This is a genomic window from Cohnella sp. AR92 (assembly GCF_003990975.1).
Classification (GTDB): Bacteria; Bacillota; Bacilli; order Paenibacillales; family Paenibacillaceae; genus Cohnella.
Map to the genome: position 1 here is coordinate 33563 of NZ_RZJR01000002.1, position 19356 is coordinate 52918.

General features: G+C 56.6%; 18 protein-coding genes. 3 read left to right on the forward strand and 15 right to left on the reverse strand.

The features are described from left to right. Positions 1-254: 254 nt before the first annotated feature. The 10 genes from ELR57_RS02550 to ELR57_RS02595 form a co-directional block, all read right to left on the reverse strand. Positions 255-1418 carry an IS110 family RNA-guided transposase gene (locus ELR57_RS02550; protein WP_126956973.1) on the reverse strand — a complete coding sequence of 388 codons (1164 nt, stop codon included), beginning with the start codon at positions 1416-1418 and terminating at the stop codon, positions 255-257. Positions 1419-1720: 302 nt separating this feature from the next. Then, the gene (locus tag ELR57_RS02555) at positions 1721-2158 is read right to left on the reverse strand and encodes a hypothetical protein (RefSeq protein WP_126956975.1); all 438 of its coding nucleotides are present in this window, start codon (positions 2156-2158) and stop codon (positions 1721-1723) included. 122 nt (positions 2159-2280) lie between these two features. Continuing rightward, positions 2281-5706, reverse strand: coding sequence for a response regulator (locus tag ELR57_RS02560; protein ID WP_158629904.1), 3426 nt, complete (start codon positions 5704-5706; stop codon positions 2281-2283). Positions 5707-5819: 113 nt separating this feature from the next. Further along, complete coding sequence (locus tag ELR57_RS02565; RefSeq protein ID WP_370452182.1) at positions 5820-6566, reverse strand: response regulator transcription factor; 747 nt, start codon at positions 6564-6566, stop codon at positions 5820-5822. A 253-nt stretch (positions 6567-6819) separates the two neighbouring features. Beyond that, complete coding sequence (locus ELR57_RS02570; protein ID WP_126957793.1) at positions 6820-7083, reverse strand: YlbG family protein; 264 nt, start codon at positions 7081-7083, stop codon at positions 6820-6822. Between the two features lie 83 nt (positions 7084-7166). Next, a complete protein-coding gene (locus ELR57_RS02575; RefSeq protein WP_126956981.1) occupies positions 7167-7658 on the reverse strand; it encodes a YlbF/YmcA family competence regulator in 492 nt (163 codons plus the stop codon). Between the two features lie 107 nt (positions 7659-7765). Next, positions 7766-9568 (reverse strand): hypothetical protein, encoded by a 1803-nt coding sequence (locus tag ELR57_RS02580; protein ID WP_126956983.1) that lies wholly within the window; start codon positions 9566-9568, stop codon positions 7766-7768. After that, the gene (locus ELR57_RS02585; protein ID WP_126956985.1) at positions 9565-11274 is read right to left on the reverse strand and encodes a DNA repair helicase XPB; all 1710 of its coding nucleotides are present in this window, start codon (positions 11272-11274) and stop codon (positions 9565-9567) included. Before ELR57_RS02585 ends, ELR57_RS02580 begins: the two co-directional genes overlap by 4 nt. 157 nt (positions 11275-11431) lie before the next feature. Continuing rightward, positions 11432-11872 carry a CBS domain-containing protein gene (locus tag ELR57_RS02590; RefSeq protein ID WP_126956987.1) on the reverse strand — a complete coding sequence of 147 codons (441 nt, stop codon included), beginning with the start codon at positions 11870-11872 and terminating at the stop codon, positions 11432-11434. An 82-nt stretch (positions 11873-11954) separates the two neighbouring features. Further along, complete coding sequence (locus ELR57_RS02595) at positions 11955-13130, reverse strand: M20 metallopeptidase family protein (RefSeq protein WP_126957795.1); 1176 nt, start codon at positions 13128-13130, stop codon at positions 11955-11957. A 192-nt stretch (positions 13131-13322) separates the two neighbouring features. On the opposite strand from ELR57_RS02595, the gene ELR57_RS02600 reads away from it, so the two are divergent. Then, the gene (locus ELR57_RS02600) at positions 13323-13667 is read left to right on the forward strand and encodes a YugN family protein (protein WP_126956989.1); all 345 of its coding nucleotides are present in this window, start codon (positions 13323-13325) and stop codon (positions 13665-13667) included. A 17-nt stretch (positions 13668-13684) separates the two neighbouring features. Next, positions 13685-14896 (forward strand): putative lipid II flippase FtsW, encoded by a 1212-nt coding sequence (gene ftsW, locus ELR57_RS02605; protein WP_126956991.1) that lies wholly within the window; start codon positions 13685-13687, stop codon positions 14894-14896. Positions 14897-14965: 69 nt separating this feature from the next. On the opposite strand, the gene ELR57_RS02610 is transcribed toward ftsW, so the two are convergent. Then, positions 14966-15346: an Asp23/Gls24 family envelope stress response protein gene (locus ELR57_RS02610; RefSeq protein ID WP_126956993.1), complete on the reverse strand. Its 381-nt coding sequence runs from the start codon at positions 15344-15346 to the stop codon at positions 14966-14968. 180 nt (positions 15347-15526) lie between these two features. Here ELR57_RS02610 and cax point away from each other — a divergent pair, with 180 nt between their 5' ends. Further along, complete coding sequence (gene cax, locus ELR57_RS02615) at positions 15527-16585, forward strand: calcium/proton exchanger (RefSeq protein WP_126956995.1); 1059 nt, start codon at positions 15527-15529, stop codon at positions 16583-16585. 109 nt (positions 16586-16694) lie between these two features. Here cax and ELR57_RS02620 read toward each other — a convergent pair whose 3' ends face one another. The 4 genes from ELR57_RS02620 to ELR57_RS02635 form a co-directional block, all read right to left on the reverse strand. Continuing rightward, complete coding sequence (locus ELR57_RS02620; protein WP_126956997.1) at positions 16695-16976, reverse strand: Fpa/YlaN family protein; 282 nt, start codon at positions 16974-16976, stop codon at positions 16695-16697. Between the two features lie 166 nt (positions 16977-17142). Next, positions 17143-17793 carry a DedA family protein gene (locus ELR57_RS02625; RefSeq protein ID WP_158629905.1) on the reverse strand — a complete coding sequence of 217 codons (651 nt, stop codon included), beginning with the start codon at positions 17791-17793 and terminating at the stop codon, positions 17143-17145. A 99-nt stretch (positions 17794-17892) separates the two neighbouring features. Beyond that, positions 17893-18135, reverse strand: a complete 243-nt coding sequence (locus ELR57_RS02630; RefSeq protein WP_126957001.1) for an HPr family phosphocarrier protein — start codon at positions 18133-18135, stop codon at positions 17893-17895. Positions 18136-18218: 83 nt separating this feature from the next. Next, positions 18219-19334 carry an aminopeptidase gene (locus ELR57_RS02635; RefSeq protein WP_126957003.1) on the reverse strand — a complete coding sequence of 372 codons (1116 nt, stop codon included), beginning with the start codon at positions 19332-19334 and terminating at the stop codon, positions 18219-18221. Positions 19335-19356 lie beyond the last annotated feature (22 nt).

Sequence of the window (19356 nt, forward strand, 5' to 3'; positions counted from 1 at the left end):
TATGTGATATTTCATATACAATGCTTCAACTAGCCGATTTCTGATGAATTGTATTCGAAAAATCGAATACATTCCCCTGCTAGCCGCTTGCCCCCCTCGCTCCTAGTCTAAAGAGGTTGCCGCCGCCCGTCCCGATAAAAAACCAGCTAATGTTTGTCAAGCTTTGACGTCTTGGTCTTAGGAAAAAACCTTGTTATAATTCTGTACATGCCAAATAACCTCCGTTGGCTCGGAGGATGTTGGTTAAATATGGATTATGCGGTGTAGGGCGTGCCCTTCTTCAAGATGGCGTATATGTGATGCAATAGCTTGTTGGCGCAAGCAATCACCGTCACCTTGTAGGGCTTGCCCTCTTGTCTTTTCTTATCGTAGTACGCTCGTAGCCTTTCGTTCGTACTTCCTCTTATACCGCATTGTACAGCCAAATACAGTGCGCGTCGTAGCCGTTTAGAGCCGCGTTTGGTGATGCGAGTGCTGGACGCTACGAATTGACCTGAACTATGCACACTCGGATCCAGCCCTGCGTAGGCAACTAACTGTTTTGGATCTTCAAACTGCTTTGCATCCCCAATCTCCGCTATTAGCGAAGCAGCTAGCTTATCCCCGATGCCTGGAATCGTCTTTAGCAACTCCACTTCCGGAATCTCCTTCGCCTCTTCTTGGATTCTCATCTCCAGTCGGGTCAACTGTTCTTGTTGAGCAAGCAGGATCTCCACCATAAACAACAATGCTGCCCTTTGAGCGGCGCTTTGCTTCTGAGGGAGCCGCAGGTTTTGGATTTGCCCTACTTTCGATTGAATCCATGCTTTCCCGTGCGAACTGCCTGCTGTTTCGCGCACTACTTCCTCCGTTACGACAGCCCCCTGAAGCATATGAAGGAGCACACGCAACGAAGTCTTGGAAAACAGGTCATGAAACACGCCTTCATATGCCGGGCAAACTTGATCCAATAACGCTCTCGCGTTCAATTTCGACTGCACGAATTGAGCCGTCATAAACTCATGCTGCCTCGTCAAGTGTTGCATCTCTGTTATTCGATCTTCCCAACTTCGGTGAGGCTTTACATCGCCACGATAGTACATCTCAGCCAAATGCCAGGCGTCTGCCGCATCCGTTTTAACTTTGCGTAACTGTGCGCTTTTTGAGCGTTTGGACAACAAGGGATTTAGGATAAAATRCTCAATATTCATCTGCTGCAAATAGGCTACAACCACCCGATGGTAATGTCCGGTTGCTTCCAAAATAACAACGGGCTTGATATCTGTTTGCTCTTCTAACTGACGAATGATATGGTCTAGCCTTTCAAGTCCACCGGCATGTCGAATGGTTTCCGGTTTCCCGTACGCCTCACCACGCTTCGTGAACGCTTGTAATACGCTAAATCCTTTAGCAACATCCAATCCGATAACCGGTTCCATGTCAGCTCCTCCTGATGTGAATCTAGCCGGCAATCCCACGATGGTTCCAAACCCATAGCTTCGCTTGTGATACGAGGTCAATTGCCCCAACCAGCTCAAACATGGTCATTGGAGGTAGTGGGAGAACAGTTTTTAGTACGGGATCGATGTCCCTAAAAGCCCGACGTTCTCCCGGCTACCGCCATCATAGAACGACCACAAAAATAGGCCAACCAGAAATCTCTGGCTGACCTAATAATACGAAAAAGCATGCCAGCAAGGCATGCTTGTCCAATCGAAATCATCGCCCGAGTGTAACGAGCCTATCTTCTCTTGCGGTTATTCTTGATTAGGGTCATTCTCCGGGAATGCCTCAGCCAAGAATAATAGGTCTTCAGGTCCCTAAGCTCCATCGTCTCCGACATCCGGCCCAGGAACGTCACGACGATCATCTTATGGAGAGGATTGCCGAGCAGGTCGACATCTTTCTCCGACACAGCGAACTCGGCGACAAAAATCAGGTCGTCGTCGATCGTGTAGACGTCTTGCTCATTGCGGTAGTAGGAGACGATTCTTCCTTCCTTCAAGCAATCCCACAAATATTGGGCGATATCCGCATAGCCCGTCTTCATGGATTCCACCCGGTCCAGCCATCGGGAGCGAGCATGGTTCGTAATAATGATGTCAACAATCTTCTTGTCGCCTAGAGGAATGTGGAATGGTTCATATGTACCCCAACGCTCCGTTTGCTTGTCTTTCACCGGGTCCCCTCCCTCCCGAGAATAAGCCTAAAGGACTATGTCGATTGTACAAATATAGGAATATAAGAACATTCTACATCACTTTTTCCCGTCGATTCAACAAAAAAATAAATAGCGACCATTCAAGTAATATTCTGGAAATTCATCGTATTCTTGTGTTCCCAGGTAGTAGCCTCCAGCAGTTCCTCGAGCGCGATTCGCAGCTTCCCGAAGCCCGGCTCCCACTCCGCCGAATCCTTCCCCAGCTCTCGAATATTCTCGATTAAAGTCGATTCCAGCTCCTTGGCGGCCGCGAATACCGAGTTCGCCGACAGATTCCCCGAGATCCCCTTAAGCGTATGAAGCATTCGAAGCGCATCTTCCCACTGCCGCTCCTCCAGCTTGCTTCCCAGCCGTTCGGAGAACCCACTATATTCCATGCTAAAGGAACGCAACATATGTCTTAAAATTTGTTCTTTGCCATTGACCCGGATCAAAGCGTCGTCCCAATCGATCTGTCTGGCATGCCTTGTCCAGCGGTCTACCATCGCGAACAGGGCGTCGGACTCGATAGGCTTGGTCAGGAAATCGTTCATTCCGACGCTCAGGCATCGCTGGCGATCCTCCGCGCGGGTATTGGCCGTCATCGCGATAATCGGCAGTCTCCACGTATTCAGCGTGCTGCGAAGCCTCATCGTTGCTTCGTAGCCGTCCAAGCCCGGCATATGAATATCCATGAGCACGAGATCGTAGTTGATCTCTCCCACCATAGCGATAGCCGACAAGCCGTTCGAAGCCACATCCACCTCATAGCCGGCCCCGCTTAACAGCTCATAGGCGATCTGCTGATTGATCAGATGATCCTCGACAAGAAGGATCTTGGGCTTGTCCCCGGGCTCGCGCTTTCTCGGCGCCGACTTATAGGAGTCTTCGGCCTGCTTGCGTTCGGCTTCGATCTCCCTCTTGAAGCTGTCCATGACATCGCGGAGCGCGCGGCGATTGATCGGCTTGATCAGCGTCCGCTCCGGACGGTCGGTCTCGTCCATCCGCAGCCATTCGTTGTGCCCGAGCGGCGTCGTCATCGAGACGATCCGGGCGGTGCCGGCGAGCCGTCTCAGCCGCAGCCAAGTCTCTTCCCCGTACATGTCCGGCATCTCCATGTTGCAGAAAATATAATCGTAGGACGGATTCGCTGTCAAGTCTCTGCTTAATGCCTCAAGCGCGATTTTCCAACTGTCCGCGAACTCCACTTCGGCTTGATAGGAATGCAGCATGCTGCGCAAGGAATCCTGCATCAAGCCGGGCCTCTCGATGCATAGGATTCGCACGGATTCGGCAAGGATCGGCCGGGCCGGTTCTTCCGCCTGCCCGTCGTCTTCTTCCTTCGCGAGCGGGAAGGACAGAACGAAGGAGAATCGGCTTCCTTCCCCTATCCGGCTCTCGACCTCCAAGCGGCCGCCCATCAGCGTAATGATCTCGTCGGAGATTACGAGGCCAAGACCGGTTCCCCCGTACTTGCGGCTGATCGAGCCGTCCGCCTGGACGAAAGGCTGGAACAGATTGGAGAGCTGTTCCTCCGTGATGCCGATTCCCGTGTCCGTAACGGCGAACTCCAACATGACTCGACGATCCTGCAGCTCAAGAAGTTCGACTCGAAAATGAATATATCCTTTGTTCGTGAACTTTATCGCGTTGTTAAGCAGATTGAGCAGCACCTGTTCCAGCCGGAACGGGTCGCCGACGATCCTCCGCGGGAGGGTCTCCGGGATGTCGAAGATCATCTCCAGCTGCCTTGTTCCCAAGAAGTAGCTCAGGGTATCCCCAAGCTTGCGGAACAGCTCGTCCGGCTCGAAGGCGATTCGATCCAGCTCGAACTTGCCCGCTTCGATCTTGGAATAATCGAGAATATCGTTGACGATCCCGAGCAGCACCTCGGAGGAGCTGATGATCTTCTCCATATAATCAAGCTGGTCTTCCGTAAGGGAGGTGCGCTTCATTAATTGGGACAAGCCGACGATTCCGTTGATCGGGGTGCGAATCTCGTGCGTCATCCGGGCGAGGAACAAGCTCTTGAACGCATTCGCTTCCTCGGCCTGCTCCTTCGCCTTGAGCATCTCCGTTTGAATTCTCTTCTCGTTGGTAATATCGCGGAAAAGGCCGATGTAGCCGGTGACGCTTCCCGAGTTGTCCATGATCTTGCTAATGCTGATCAAGACCGGCAGGTTACTGCCGTTCTTGTGACGGTAGATCCTCTCGTCCGTATAGAAATTTCGTCCGCCGATCATGGCGTCTAACAGTTCGGTGGTGGGAGGCACCGTCCTGCCCAGCCTCCCCGAGATCCTCTTGGCTTTCGCCTCGAGATCTTCGACGGAAGAAAGGGTAAGCGGGGTTGCCTTGCCCACGACTTCTTCGGCGGAATAGCCGAGCAGACGCTCCGCGGTCGCGTTGAATTGGGTGATCACGTACTTCGTGTCCGTCACGATGACCCCGTATTCATTCTGCAGGGTGATCGCCTTCAGCGGATCGAAAGAATTGCGGAGCTGCGCCACCATCGTGTTCACGGATTCCGACAGCGCTCCGATCTCGTCTTCCACTTCGATCGGCAGAGGAGCAACGTGGAGATTGCCGGCGGCGACCTCCTCCGTCGTCTTCAGGATATCCTGGATTCGCCGGAAAGGAGGCGAGATCATCAAGAACAGCAAGAAGGACAGAGCCAGCTCCGTCACGAGAGTGATCGCGATAGTGCGAAGGAGCAGATCGTGCAGCGGCTTGAACAGCTTGTCCGTCGACACGTGGTGCGTCAAGCTCCAGTCCGTCCCCGGAACCTTATAGGCGAATACCATGCCCGAGGGAACGTCTAGGCGGGCGCTGTTCTTGCCGCTCAGCAGCGCGACGACCCGCTGCCGCTGCTCGGGCGTCAACGAATCCGACTTCATAGGGGCGTTAATCGTTTCCCCGGACGCATCGAGCAAGGCATACTCGGCGAAGGGAGCGCCGCCTGCATCCGCGATCAGACTGTCCCTCGTGATCTCCGCCAGTAGGTCGTCCAAGCGGAAGGACAGCCATAGAACGCCCTGCACCTTATTCCTGGAATCCTTAACCGGCTGGAACACGTTGATCCGCTTGCTGCCGTCCGCCGCGGGAGGTGCCTTCGATTCCATGAAGCCCGTTAGCCCGAGCTGTGCCTTGCGGAAGAGGGGGTCATCCGACACGTCGAGCGTCCTTCCGTCCGACAGCTTCATTCGCCCGGACAAGTCGCCGTACCCGATGGAATCGATGAGGCCGCCCATTCGGTTCCGCTCCTCGCGGAGGAAGAGCATCCGTTCGAATTCTCCACCGAATCGAACGGTATTGTTCTGCGCGTCGGCTTCGATCAGCTTCAGGAACGAGCGAAGGAGGAGTCCGAGCGCGTCCGCCCGCGTCGCCACCCGAATGCCGGCATTCTCTACCTGGTTGGAGCGGATCGTGGATTCCGCGGATTGATAATAGACCAAACCGCTGGCAAGCGAGGTGACGAGCGTCGTCGCGAGGAGCAGGAGCCAGGTTCGCAGACGCAAAGATTGCAGCATGATCGGCTCTCCCTTCATATAACGTAGCGGCAGGACATGAACAAAGCCCCCTCCGGCCCGACGCGGCCGCTTCCGGGCAGCGATCGAACGATGACGAGGGGGTTAACGGTATCTTATTCCAAATTAAGCTTATAGCCGACTCCCCAGACCGTCTTGATGAACTGGGGTTCCTTCGGGTTCGCTTCCAGCTTCTTGCGCAGATTCGTGATGTGCACGTCGATGGCCCGATCGTTCACGTAGGAATCGATTCCCCGGAGTGTATTGATCAGCTCGTCCCGCGTAAAGACCCTTCCGGGGTATTGGAACAGCAGCCTCATGAGCTCGAACTCCGAGAAAGTCGTATCGATAGGCTGCCCCTGTACGAGAAGAAGTCTCTTCTGCAGGTCCAGGGCGATTCCGTGATCCGGTCTTGCCGGTTCCGCGGCGACGGCAGCCGCAACGGACGCGCGGGCATCGCGGATTTCCGACTCCGCCGCGGTTCCCATGGAAGGCTTGTACCGTCTGACGGCCACTCCGATTCTCGCTTTGAGCTCTTGCATGCTGAACGGCTTGACCATATAATCGTCCGCCCCCGCGTTCAGAGCCCGAACTCTCTCGTTTACCTTCGAATTCATGGAGATTATGATGATCGGCGTATCCGAATAAGCCCTTACTTGCTCGCATAAATCTATTCCATCCATATCGGGAAGCATCAAATCCAACAAGATGACATCGGGGTCGAAGCTTTCGATCGCTTCTATGCCCTCTTGGCCTGTCTCAACTCGGCATACGGAGAACTCCTCATCTGTCAAATACATGGATATCATCTCTCCGATGATCTTCTCATCCTCAATGACAAGAATCTTGGTCAAGAGCAGCACCTCATTAAGCGATTTGTTTCGATTCTTAAAAATTTGCTAACATTTCTCTCATATTTATTATATCGGCAGCGGAAAATGATGTCTACAATGCTCGTTTTATGTATTTCGCTGAGAATATCAGGCTTTAGTCCCATAATTGTTAACAAACTGTGAAGAAACTTCCCTAAAAGAAGCCAAGTATGGAAAGAGACCCTCGCCCGTGGTCAGGCGAGGGTCTCTCTTGTTGGCGTTCCCAGGTAGGAATGAGGCCGGCTTAGAGTCCGTAGAAGCGAGTCTTGTCCGGCACGTTGCGTTCGTATTCCGTCTTGATATCGTTGCGGTAGGAATGCTCGATCTTCTTGACATAGGGCAGCCGCTGAAGGTTCTTCAAGGTCTCCTCCGCCACGTCCGAGTTCACGTAGAGAACGGCGTAGTGCATCTTCCGCGACAGATAGTGAAGAGTGCCGTATTTATCCAGGCCTCTGGCCGCTTTCCAATCGCTGTACCAGACGATGTAGCCTGTCCGGTCGCCGAACATTCTCGTCACGCCGATCTCCGGCGCTTGAGCCGCTTCCTGCTGGACAGGCTCCGTCTCCTGCGCCAATTGAACGTTCTCCTCCGTCATCCGCATCCGCCTCCGCCGCAGGAGCAGGCTCCCCCGCTTCCGCAGCCTTTGGGATTCGGATCGTTGTCCGGCACCTTGATGCTGTCGGAAACGGAACGGGCAATCAATAAGGCTACGTCATGCAGCAGATTATCGACCGACTGCTCCGCTAATTTGAACTTCCTGACCGGTTCGATCTCGTCGAGCCTGGCCTGCACTTCGTAGACCCGCTCCAACGCTTCGTTGTAGCTCGGGTGGAACCGGCCGAACCGTTCGCATTCCGCGAACAGCTCCTTGGCCTTGGCGAATTCGCGAGAAAGCTCCTTTACTCGCTCATCGCTGTCCACCTGGTCTTTGTAATAATGGTATTCCGCCGTTAAAGCGGATTGCTTGATTAATTCTCCCAGCTCATAGGCGCGGGTGTAGAGCGTCGCCATGTCAGCGGCTTCGCTTTCCATAAAGCCATCTGGCGCCAAGGCTTCCGGGAGTTTGTCGGATATTCCGAGCATGGTTGCACCCCCACCTTCTTGCATTGATCGTCAAGGCCGTTCCAGCCTGCGATGCTCCATTTCATCATACCATAACAAGAGTTTCGGTCAACGGTCAAAAGTTGCTTCTACGCAAGCGGCAGCGGCAGCTCCAGACGAATCTCCTTTAAGGCGTCTAGGGAGAGGGAGATCATCTCGTCTCCATCTCCGGTTGGCCGGCCTGGCTCCCCCGCCTGCATCCGGATCCGGCCGGCGATGGTCCAGCTCCCATCTCCCTGCTCCACGCGTTCCGGAAGGAAGGAATAGCCCGGCGGCCCTTCGGGGCCGATCCTTAAGGAAGTTCGCCATGCGAGCGCCTGCTCCGCCATGTCCTTCCGGGTGGAGACGTGGTAGCTTCTGGAATGCGTCAACCAGGCGGCCGGAATAGATGCCAAGCCGGGGAACAATTCTTCCCGCCGGGGCAAGAAGCCGTCGAGCTCGTATTCATCGAGCGGATCGGTTCGATGGAGCCGAAGGAATGGCGGCTCTTCCGTTCGCTCGCCATGCTTGCTGACGCGCGCCGCCGCTCCCGGCTCTTCTACCGGATGAGAACGCCCGCTCAGCCAATCCTCCAGCGCGTTCCGGACGATGGAGGAGACCGGCTCTCCCGTCGCTTGCCCGAGCATCGACGCAAGCCGCTCCAGAGTATAGCCGAACCGCAGCGCCCGCTCGCATGAAGCTCGCGTCAGCCTGTACGTGCTTACCGTATCCAGCGAGATCCGCTCTCCCGTCTCCTCCAGACGCCATCGGATGCCAAAGCCGACCTCGGGAGGAACGATGATCTCCAGGTCGGACTGCAAGTAGACGGCCGCCGTCTCGTCGACAGGACGATCGGCCCGGCCCGGCCTCTTCGGCTGGAGAGAAGGATCGATTGTCCACCTCAGGGCGCGTTCCTCTCCGATCATGCCTTGCTCCAGCCAGCCAAGATCGGTTGCCGCTTGTACCCAGGCGTCCCAAGCCGGCTTGCCGGGATTCGGTCCCGGGATGCGGAAGGAGGAACGGACCTGATTCTCCGAGTACCATCGGAACGGTTCCAGACGGCTTAAACAGATGGCGGCATAATAAAGTTGAGAATCCGCCGACGCATACCGTTCGGCGATGATTCGGTGAAGAAGCGAATCCAGACTCTCCATGGAACCATCGAACCAGTCCAGGCCCGCTCCGTCTCCCGCTTCGATCGAAGACGGGGTTCGATATAGGATGCCCAATTCAAGCCCAAGCTCGATCGCCAGCGCCAACGGGGCCGGCAATAAACTTTCCGCTTCCGGCGGCAGATCGAAGAAAGAACGCAATTCGCCGGCATCGAGACTTATCTCTTCCGCCAACCTACTGGAATGCGTTTTATAAGGAAGACCCTTCGCCGTTAGAGGAAATCCTCGCAAGCGAATGTTCGACCACGTATGAAGCATCCTCCAGGACAGCGGCAGACGCCCCTCGCCCCGGGTAACCTTCAATCGTTCTTCTTCCTCCTGCGTGAACGGGATAAGCTCTTCGTTGAAGAGCAAGGAATGCCATAAGGCAATTCGGTCGGCGGGAATGAAAAGCAGGCGGTCCCCCCAGGATTTGACGGCCCCGAACAGAATCCCATCCGTCCGCAGACGCAGCAGGGCAATCCGAATCTCGGCCCCGGTCCATGCCGGATACAGCTCTTGGCCCGCGGCCGCTTCCGCTTCGGCCTCGCCGAACGGCCGCGCGGCGAACCGCCGCAGCAAGCACCGCAGCAACTCCAGGACGACGGGGGAGGCATTCGCGACCCAGCTTCCCGCCCAGACCTGATCGAAAGCGCTGGCCAAGGGACGCCCGTCCTCCAGTCGGCCGGCAACGAGAGGATGGCCCGAGAGGAGGCTGCGCAGGCCGTCCGGCAGCCTTGCCATAGTCTCGTCGAACTTCACCGATGAGCCTCCTCTTTCCCGTCCGGAGCTTGCTGCTCCATCCAATCGATCTCGTACTCGTATCCTTGCTCTAGTAGGAAACGCTGGCGGCGGCGGGCGAATTCCACTTCGTCCGTCTCGTCGCTGATCAGGGAATAGAAATAAACGCCGGTGCCTTCCCGCTTCGGGCGGAGAATTCGCCCGAGCCGCTGCGCTTCCTCCTGGCGGGAACCGAAGCTGCCCGAGATCTGGATGGCAATGGCCGCGTCGGGCAGATCGATCGCGAAGTTGGCCACCTTCGAAACGGCCAGGACGCTGATCTCTCCGCTGTTGAACCGATCGAACAGCCGCTGCCTCTCAGGCTGGGGAGTGCTCCCCGTGATGACGGGCAGGCTTAATCCCCGGGCTACCGAATTCAATTGGTTCAGGTACTGGCCGATGATAAGCGTAGGCTGCTCGGGATGCCGGTTCAGCAGCCTGCGTACCGCCTCCAGCTTGAGCGGATTCTCCCCGGCGATCCGATGCTTCTGCCGCTTAGGGGCTTCCCGATATTCGGCAACCGCTTCCGGCGCGAGAGGAACTCTGACTTCCAGACAGGACGGCTTCGCGATCCAGCCCTGCTGCTCCATGCTGCGCCACGGCGCGTCGTAGCGCTTCGGTCCGATCAGGGCGAATACGTCGCTTTCTCTCCCGTCCTCCCTCACCAGGGTAGCCGTCAGGCCCAATCGGCGAGTCGCCTGCAGATCGGCCGTCATCCGGAATACCGGAGCCGGAAGGAGATGAACCTCGTCATATATGATCAGGCCCCAATTCCGGTCGACGAACAGCTTCCAATGCGGATACGATCCGTTCTTCGTCTGGCGATGGGTCAGGATCTGATACGTTGCTACCGTAACGGGCTTAACCGCCTTCCTGTCGCCCGTATACTCGCCGATCTCCTCTTCCTTCAAGGAGGTATGGCGCAGCAGCTCGCGAATCCATTGGGACACCGATACCGCGTTCGAGGTCAGGATCAAAGTCTCGCATTGAAGCTTGGCCAAAGCCCCCATGCCCACCCAAGTCTTCCCCGCGCCGCAAGGAAGGACAACGACGCCGCTCCCTCCGGATTGGTTGTTATCCGAGGCGAACGCGTTCACCGCTTCGGCTTGATAGTCCCGCAGACAGACGGGACGGCCGGACTCGTCGCGCTCCAGAAGCGAGACGGGAAGCGCTTCGCCGCTGCGATAGCCCGCCTCGTCCACCACCGGATAGCCGAGCGCGATCAGCTCGCGCTTCAGCCATCCTCTCGCTTCTTGTTTTATCCGGACGGATTGAGGGTCCGGCTGCCCCAGCCAGCAAGCCACCAGGCTGCGATGGCGCATCAGCTCCTTCAGCAGAGCAGGATCGCTTGCGGATAGCTCGAGCTCCGTCCCGTTCGGCCTGAGCTTCAAGCTGCCGTAACGGTTCATGAACAGGCGGATCTCCTTCTCCAGAAGGGACGGGACGCCATAGCGGGCCAGCGAAGACAGCTGCTTCATGACGGAATCCGCCGTCCACCCCGAAGCGGCCGCGTTCCACAGCGAGACGGAAGTGACGCGATACGTGTGCCACTCGCCGGGGCGTTTTTTTAACTCGGCTATCTCTCTTAGCAATTCGCGTGCGGCTTCGCCTTCCGGATGATGATCCTGAAGCATGATCGTCCCGTCGGATTGAATGAGCAGGGGGCGGAATGCCGAAGGCAAGGGCATAGAGGGGATCCTCCTTCGAGAAAGGGTTGTTCTGTCCCCATGATGTCCATTTTCCGCTCGGTTAAGCCGTGCCGGCCGGGACGACGGACGAGACGATAAAAAATCCTCCCCCGAGGGCCCATAAGGCCCCCAAGGGAGGATCAACCGCCAGACGATGCTATTGGATAAACGGAGAAGACGGGGTCTCCGAGCTGGAGATGGAGCTTAACGCCTCTCCGGCTTCATGCACGAATATCTCCCTCATCGCGAGATCGCCCAGCGATACGATGCCGACCAGCTCGCCGTTCTCGACAACCGGAAGCCGGCGAATCTGCTCGGCCGCCATGATCGTTCCGGCCTCGTCTACGGACAGGTGCGGCGAGATCGTCTTCACGTCCTTCGACATCACCGTCGTCACGGACTCCGAACCCGGATTCTTCTCCGCGTAGCCCCGCAGGACCAAATCCCGGTCGGTAATGACTCCTATCAGCTTGCGCCCTTCCAGAACCGGAACGAAGCCGATGTCGTTGTCCCTCATCAGTACCGCGCATTCGAAGATGTTGTCTTTGGACGTGACGGTTTGGCAATCCTTGCTCATAATATCGGAAACTTTGCGCACGGTCGTCCGAGCCCCTTCCCTTATTAGAACGTAACTACGGCTCTAGTATGGCTGAAGGAGCGCGGAGGCATTCGAGTCCCTCTCAGGAATTCAGGTCCGCCGCCGAATCGTCCGCTACGGCGATCAGCATGCGGGCGGCATTCAGCATCGCGCGTTCGTCGATATCGAACTTCGGATGATGGTGCGGATAAGAACTTCCGTCCGCGGCGCCGGCCCCGACGAAGAAGTAACAGCCCGGTACCTTCTGCAGGTAATAGGAGAAGTCCTCTCCGGCCATGACCGGTTCCACCCTCTTCGCCTCTCCGGCGTTGCCCAGCGAATCGGCGACCCGCAGCACCCTCTCGGCTTCGCTGTCGGTATTGACGACCGGCGGATAGCCGAAGACGAATTGGAAGCTCGTCTCCGTCCCGTGCATATCGGAGATGTACCGCACGACTTCCTCCAGCCGGTTGCGCACGAACATCCGGGTCTCTTCGTTGAACGAGCGCACCGTTCCCGCGAGCAGGCAGCGTTCGGCGATCACGTTGTTCGCGGTACCCGCCTGCATGCGCCCGACGGAGATGACGGCGGATTGCAGCGGATCGACGTTGCGGGAGACGATCGTCTGGATCGCGGTTACCATATGCGCTCCGGCTACGACGGCGTCCACGCTCTGGTGCGGCAGCCCTCCATGGCCTCCCTTGCCTTTTACGACGATCTCGAATTCGTCCGGCGACGCCATGAACGGCCCCGGCCTGGTGGCGATTACGCCGTAAGGGAACGGCGACCAGAGATGGACGCCGTAGATCGCGTCGACGCCCTCGAGCGCTCCGTCTTCGATCATGCCGAGCGCGCCTCCCGGCAATACCTCTTCGGCCGGCTGGAACAGGAACACCCTCGTGCCGACCGTCTCTTCCTTGCGTTGGCTGTAATAATAGGCCACCGCCAGCATCTCCGCCATATGCCCGTCATGGCCGCAAGCATGCATCACGCCGGGAACGGTGGACGCGTACTCGACCGTCTTCTCGTCCTGGATCGCCAGCGCGTCGATATCCGTCCGCAGCGCGATCGTTCGGCCGGGACGCCCGCCTTCCAAGCGAGCGACGATTCCCGTTCCGGCGACTCCTCTTCTGACTTGTAAGCCCCATGCTTCGAGCTTCTCGGCGATCCAGTCGGATGTCCGATGCTCCTTGAACGACAATTCGGGGTGGCGATGCAAGTACCGGCGCCATTCAATCATCTCGCCATGCAGCGACTGCATCGTGTCTTCTCTGTTCATCACGGCGTCGCACCTCTCTCGCATTCCTATTTGCATCTATTGTAACAGAAAATCGCGCTCCCCTGAACTCCCGCACGAGGATTCTCCGCCGCTTCCTCCTTTCGATCGACAGAAGCGCTTGCAGAAGCCCATTAAACCGTCTATGATGGAGGGTACATAAGCTTGTTTGCATTTTCCAAAGGAGGAACCTTTATGATTCTCGAAAATACGGGATTGCCTGGAATGAAGAGCGACCTCGCTCATTTGGATCAATCTGGTGAGAAGCTGGGCTTCGTCCGCTGGCAGTGGGAATACCGCCGCGCGACGTATGACTTGAAGCTCGTGGATTCCGCCAGCAGCAATGAATACTTCCTTCGCATCAACACCCGCGCCGTCGAAGGCAAGCTTGAGAATCCGGACGCCATTCTGCAGATCGAGCATGTCTACATCGGCCGCGCGACGTTCCCGCACAGCCTTGAATACGAGAGCCCGGTACCTCCGGCGGTCCTTGACGTTGCCAGCAAGCGAGTTCAGGAATTGAAGCAATTGCTGAGCTAAGCGACCGGACACAGGCAATGAGAAATTCGACGGGAGGCTCCAAAGGCGCTCCAGACTTTTTGTTGTTGATCTTAACGCTACTGCTGGTCGGGTTCGGACTCGTCATGGTGTTCAGCGCCAGCTCCAGCATGACCGTCGTATCCAAGAAATTTGGGTACGACGCTTTGTATTTTACCAAGCGCCAATTCATGTGGGCCGGCTTGGGAACGCTTCTGATGCTCGTTCTCATGAACATTCCTTACACCAAGTACAAGAAGTGGTTCGCGCCGTTTCTTTTCCTGACGACCTTGATGCTGATGATCGTCCCCTTCGTCGCCTCGGATATCAACGGCGCGCACAGCTGGCTTGGCATCGGCGGGCTGGGCATCCAGCCGACCGAGTTCGCGAAGATCGCGGTCATTCTGTACCTGGCGGCGATCATTACCAAGAAAGACGACAAGTTCCGCGAGTTCAAGCGCGGCCTGCTTCCCGTCATGATCGTCATCGGCTTTCTCTGCGGCCTGATCATGCTCCAGCCCGATCTCGGCTCGTGCGTCATCCTTATCCTGTGCGCGGGCAGCATCATCGTGGCCGGCGGCGCCAACCTCAAGCAGCTTGCGATGTCCGCGGCGATCATAATCGGGATCTTCGCCTTGGGGTTCAGCGTGTATCTGCTTACGCATCCGAACTTCGAAGGCGGCTACCGCCTGGCGCGCTTCACCGCTTTCCGGGATCCGTTCGCGGCCAAGGAAGGCTACGGCCTGCAGCTGCTGCGGTCTTTGGAAGCGTTCGGGCACGGCGGACTGACCGGCGCGGGACTTGGCAACAGCGTCCAGAAGCTCTTTTACCTGCCTTATTCTTATAATGATTTTATTTTCTCCGTCATCGCCGAAGAGCTTGGATTTATCGGAACCTCATTATTCCTTCTCTTCTTCGTCCTGTTCCTGTGGCGGGCGCTGATCGTCGCCCTTCGCTGCCCGGACAACTTCGGAACCCTGGTCGGCATCGGCATGGTCTCGCTCATCGGCCTGCAAGCCCTTATCAACATGGGCGGCGTAAGCGGCGCCATCCCGATCACGGGCGTCACGCTTCCGTTCATCAGCTACGGCGGCTCCTCGCTCCTTGCGCTGATGATGGGCATGGGAGTCCTGCTCAGCATCTCCCGGGAATACAACCGCGAGACGCGCGAACCGGCAAGACAAGCCTCCGAACCCAGACAACCGACCCGTTACCAGACGGCTAGGCGATAACGAAAACAAGACGCCTACCCAGCCATTCGGCCGGGAGGCGTCTTGTTTCTGTTGCGCGATCAGCTTCACTCACTTGACCCGATGAACGTCTTCGGCTTCGGCTTCGTCCTTGAAGGCGACCCCTTCGACCTTGACGTTCACTTCGACCACCCGAAGTCCGGTCATATTCTGAACGGCTTCGCGCACGTTATCCTGAAGCCTCATGCCGACTTCGTGAATCGGAATGCCGTACTGGACAACGACTCGAAGATCGATCGCTGCCTCGACCTGTCCGACCTCGACCGAGACTCCCTTCTGGACGTTGCGGCCGCTCAGGCGCTTAGCCAAGCCTTCCGAGATTCCTCCCGACATGGCGGCTACCCCTGGAGTTTCCAGCGCGGCCAAGCCCGCTATCGTGGCGACGACATCGTCGGAGATTCGTACCAAACCTTGCTGCAGCTCATCTGTCATCGGCGGCTCACTCTCCCGAGTATAATATGTATTTATTGTAATGGAATAAGGTTCCGCAAGCAACTCTAGGACATTCCTAACTTGATAGACTTCTACATGTTTTTACTTGAGCATTCCGAATAGGATATAGTAATATTAACCAGAATAACATCAACTTAGGTGCAGTAGAGGTGTCGACAATTGAAGAAGCTTTTCTTTCCCCTGTTGGGGATCACGTTCGTCCTTAGCGCGGTCGCCCATTATGCGAATTGGAACACCACCTTCCAATTCATCGTCGCGGCGATCTGCGTCATTTTCGTCGCCGGTTTCCTCGGACAAGCGACCGAATCGGTCGCCCATTACGCCGGGCAGCGGCTCGGCGGCTTCCTGAATGCCACCTTCGGCAATGCGGCGGAGCTCATCATCGCTATCTTCCTTGTCAAAGAAGGCTTGTTCGATATGGTCAAAGCCAGCTTGACCGGCTCGATCATCGGCAATCTGCTGCTCGTCCTTGGCGCAAGCGCGCTTACGGGCGGATTGAAGTACAAAGAGCAGAAGTTCAACATTCATCTGGCCGGCCAGAATTCGACCCTGATGCTGCTGGCCGTCGTCGCGCTCTTCATTCCGGCCGTATTCGTGAAGTCCGAGCATCTGTCATCCCACGATACGATGACGCTTAGCCTGACGATCGCAGGAGTGCTGATCGTCGCTTACGTCGGTTGGCTGATCTATTCCATGATTACTCACAAGAGCATGCTGGAGGACCATTCCGATACGAGCACGGGCCATGGCGAAGAACCGAAGTGGTCCAAAGGCCGCGCCATTCTCTATCTGATTCTCGCTACGGTCATGGTAGCCTTCGTCAGCGAATGGCTGGTCGGGTCGGTCGAGGTATTCTCCGAGAAGTTCGGCTTCTCCGAGCTGTTCGTCGGCGCCTTCATCGTCGCCATCATCGGGAACGCCGCCGAGCATAGCGCGGCGATCATGCTGGCCATGAAGAACAAGATCGGCGCCGCCGTCGAGATCGCGGTCGGAAGCAGCCTGCAGATCGCCCTCTTCGTCGCCCCCGTGCTGATCTTCGTCAGCCTTTTCTTCGACCAGCACATGAACATCCTGTTCTCGACGATCGAGATCGCGGCGATCGCAGTCGCGGTATTGATTACCTCCTCCGTCTCCCGGGACGGACAGACGACCTGGTACGAAGGCAAGCTGCTGCTGCTCGTCTATGTCGTGCTGGGAGTGGCGTTCTTCTTCGTCTAAGCGAATAACGCCCTGCCGCAAAGCAAAAAGCCTTGGCCTGCAACCCGCAGCCAAGGCTTTATTCTTGTTCCGATCCGTTTCTGTATGTCCGAGAAAGACTTCGTACGATCTATTGCGCCATTGCCTCGTAGAGCAGCGCCAGGTTGCGCTCCAGCTGCATGACCAGCTGCTTGCCAGCGCCTTCATCTAAAAGTCCCGCCCGCACCGCAAAATCAACCGCTCTTGAGAAGCCGTACATCTGAGTGTCCAGTACTTCTTCATACAGCGGGCATTTGCGGGTCGCCAGATTCTCCATCTGAATGGCGATCAGTTTCTCGATTTTGTCCGCATCTTCCTGCAGGAGGCGAAGCGCCTTCTGGTTCAGGTGCACCATGACATCCGATGAAGCCATTCTAACTCCCCCTGTGCCCTAGCTTGCTAAGTATAGCTATCTCCTTCATATTAGACGAAAATAGCCCAGAGCACAAGGACAGGAACCTCTTTCTAGCCCGATCGCTTGCGATAATTGCAGGATTCCGGGAGAAAAACGCGGCATAAGCACCCAAGCTATCGCCGACTTACCATTTATTGGCGGAAACCGAACGTTTCCAAACTCTCCAGCCCAGGCCGGCCAGAAGGAAGAAGACGGCCGCCAATGCCGCATCCTTGTTCACCATGCCAGCGATATCCCGCCAATGCTCCCCGAGCAGTCTCCCGACGAGCAGGAACACGCTTGTCCATAACAAGGCGCCTACCGCCGTGTAGAAGAGGAACGTGCCGTAGGGCCTTTTGCCCGCGCCGTACAGCAATGCCGTCGCATGGCGTACCCCGGGGACGAAGAACCCTAACAACAAAAGCGGATCTCCCCACTTCTCCATCCGCAGGCGAAGCCGTTCCAGCCTGCCGCCGCCCAGCATTCGGCCGACAAAGCCGCCGAACAGGCTCGGCCCTACCTTGCGTCCGAGCCAATAGCTGATCGACATGCCGGTGACGCTTCCTCCGATCGCCGCGATCATCGTCAGGAACAGATGCATCTCCCCGGTAGAGATCAAATAGCCGGAAGCGGTGAGCAGCACTTCGTCCGGAAGCGGCACTCCGACGATGCCAAGCGACATGGCCAGAAACAAGCCTCCGTAAGAATATTGGAACACGAGATTGATCAATGGGTCGGTGATGGTCACGGATGGTTCCCCCGCTCGTGAGATCTGGTTGAAAATGGTAATCGTCAATGGGATAAAACCCCCGTCCATGGCGGACGGGGGCGTTCGTATCATGCCGCATCTTATGCGATTCCCGGCCTCTCAGCCCGTGGGCTGCCGGATCGTTCGTTAGTCTACGACCGTTACGTTAAGGTTGTGCTTAGCGAATACGGTAGACAGCTCCGCCTTGGCTTCTTCCGCATCCGGACCATGAACGTGAAGTTCATACGCATGTCCGCCGACCAAGGTCGTGAAGAGACCGAGAATGCTCTTCACATCGATATACTTGTTCTCGGCTTGAAGCACGATGGAGGAACGATATTTGTTGGCAGTTTGAGATAATTCCACGATTGCTGCGTTATTGTTGGACATGGAAATCCCTCCAGATAATAGGGTGGTCAATTACTTCCCTCATCATACCTTGACTTGCCCAGCCACGCAAGTAGGAAAACGCTTTATTTTAGCGCTTCCGGGTTCAATCCTTCAAGTTCCGGAATCACGAAGATGCCGTCCTTGCGAATCAGCACGTCGTCGAAATAAACTTCGCCGCCGCCGTATTCCGGGCGTTGAATGAGAACGAGGTCCCAGTGGACCGAAGAGCGGTTGCCGTTGTCGCAATCTTCATAGGCTTGGCCCGGCGTGAAGTGCAAGCTGCCCGCGATCTTCTCGTCGAATAGGATGTCCTTCATCGGATGAAGGATATGCGGATTGAAGCCGAGGCTGAACTCCCCGATGTAACGGGCGCCTTCATCGCTGTCCAGCACCGCGTTCAGGCGCTCGGTATCGTTCGCCGTCGCTTCCACGATCTTGCCGTTCTCGAAGCGGAACTTGATGTTCTCGAAGGTAAAGCCGTTATAGAGGCTCGGCGTGTTGTAAGCGATCGTGCCGTTCACGGAATCGCGAATCGGGCAGGAGTACACTTCGCCGTCCGGGATATTGCGTTCGCCGGAGCATTTCTTCGCGCCGATTCCCTTGATCGAGAAGGTCAGGTCGGTACCCGGCGCGACGATGCGCACCTTATCCGTCCGCTTCATCAGATCTTGGAGCGGATCCATGGCCTTGTCCATCTTGCCGTAATCCAGGTTGCATACGTCGAAGTAGAAGTCCTCGAACGCTTCGGTGCTCATGTTCGCCGATTGAGCCATCGAGTCGTTCGGATAGCGGAGAACGACCCACTTCGTGCGCTTGACGCGTTGTTCCATATGGACGGGATGGCGATAGACGCGGTCGTACAGCTTCAGCTTCTCGGCCGGAACGTCGCCCAGATCGTTGAGGTTGTTGCCCGCGCGGATGCCTATGTAGCCCTGCATGCGCTCCATGCGGTTCAGATCGTATTCCGCCATCGTCTTCAATTGCTCTTCCGTCGCGTTCTTCAGGAGAGTGCGGGTCACCGTCTTGTCTTCGATCTCGACGAACGGATGTCCGCCCCGCTTCGTAATTTCTTCGATGAGGCATTTGACAAGCTCTCTCTCCGAACCGATCATATCGATCAGGACATTGTCTCCCGGTTGGACGTTTACCGAATAGCCCGCCAGATTGGCGGCCAGTTTCTGCAAGCGCGAATCGCGCATGAGTCATTCCTCCTAGCATGGT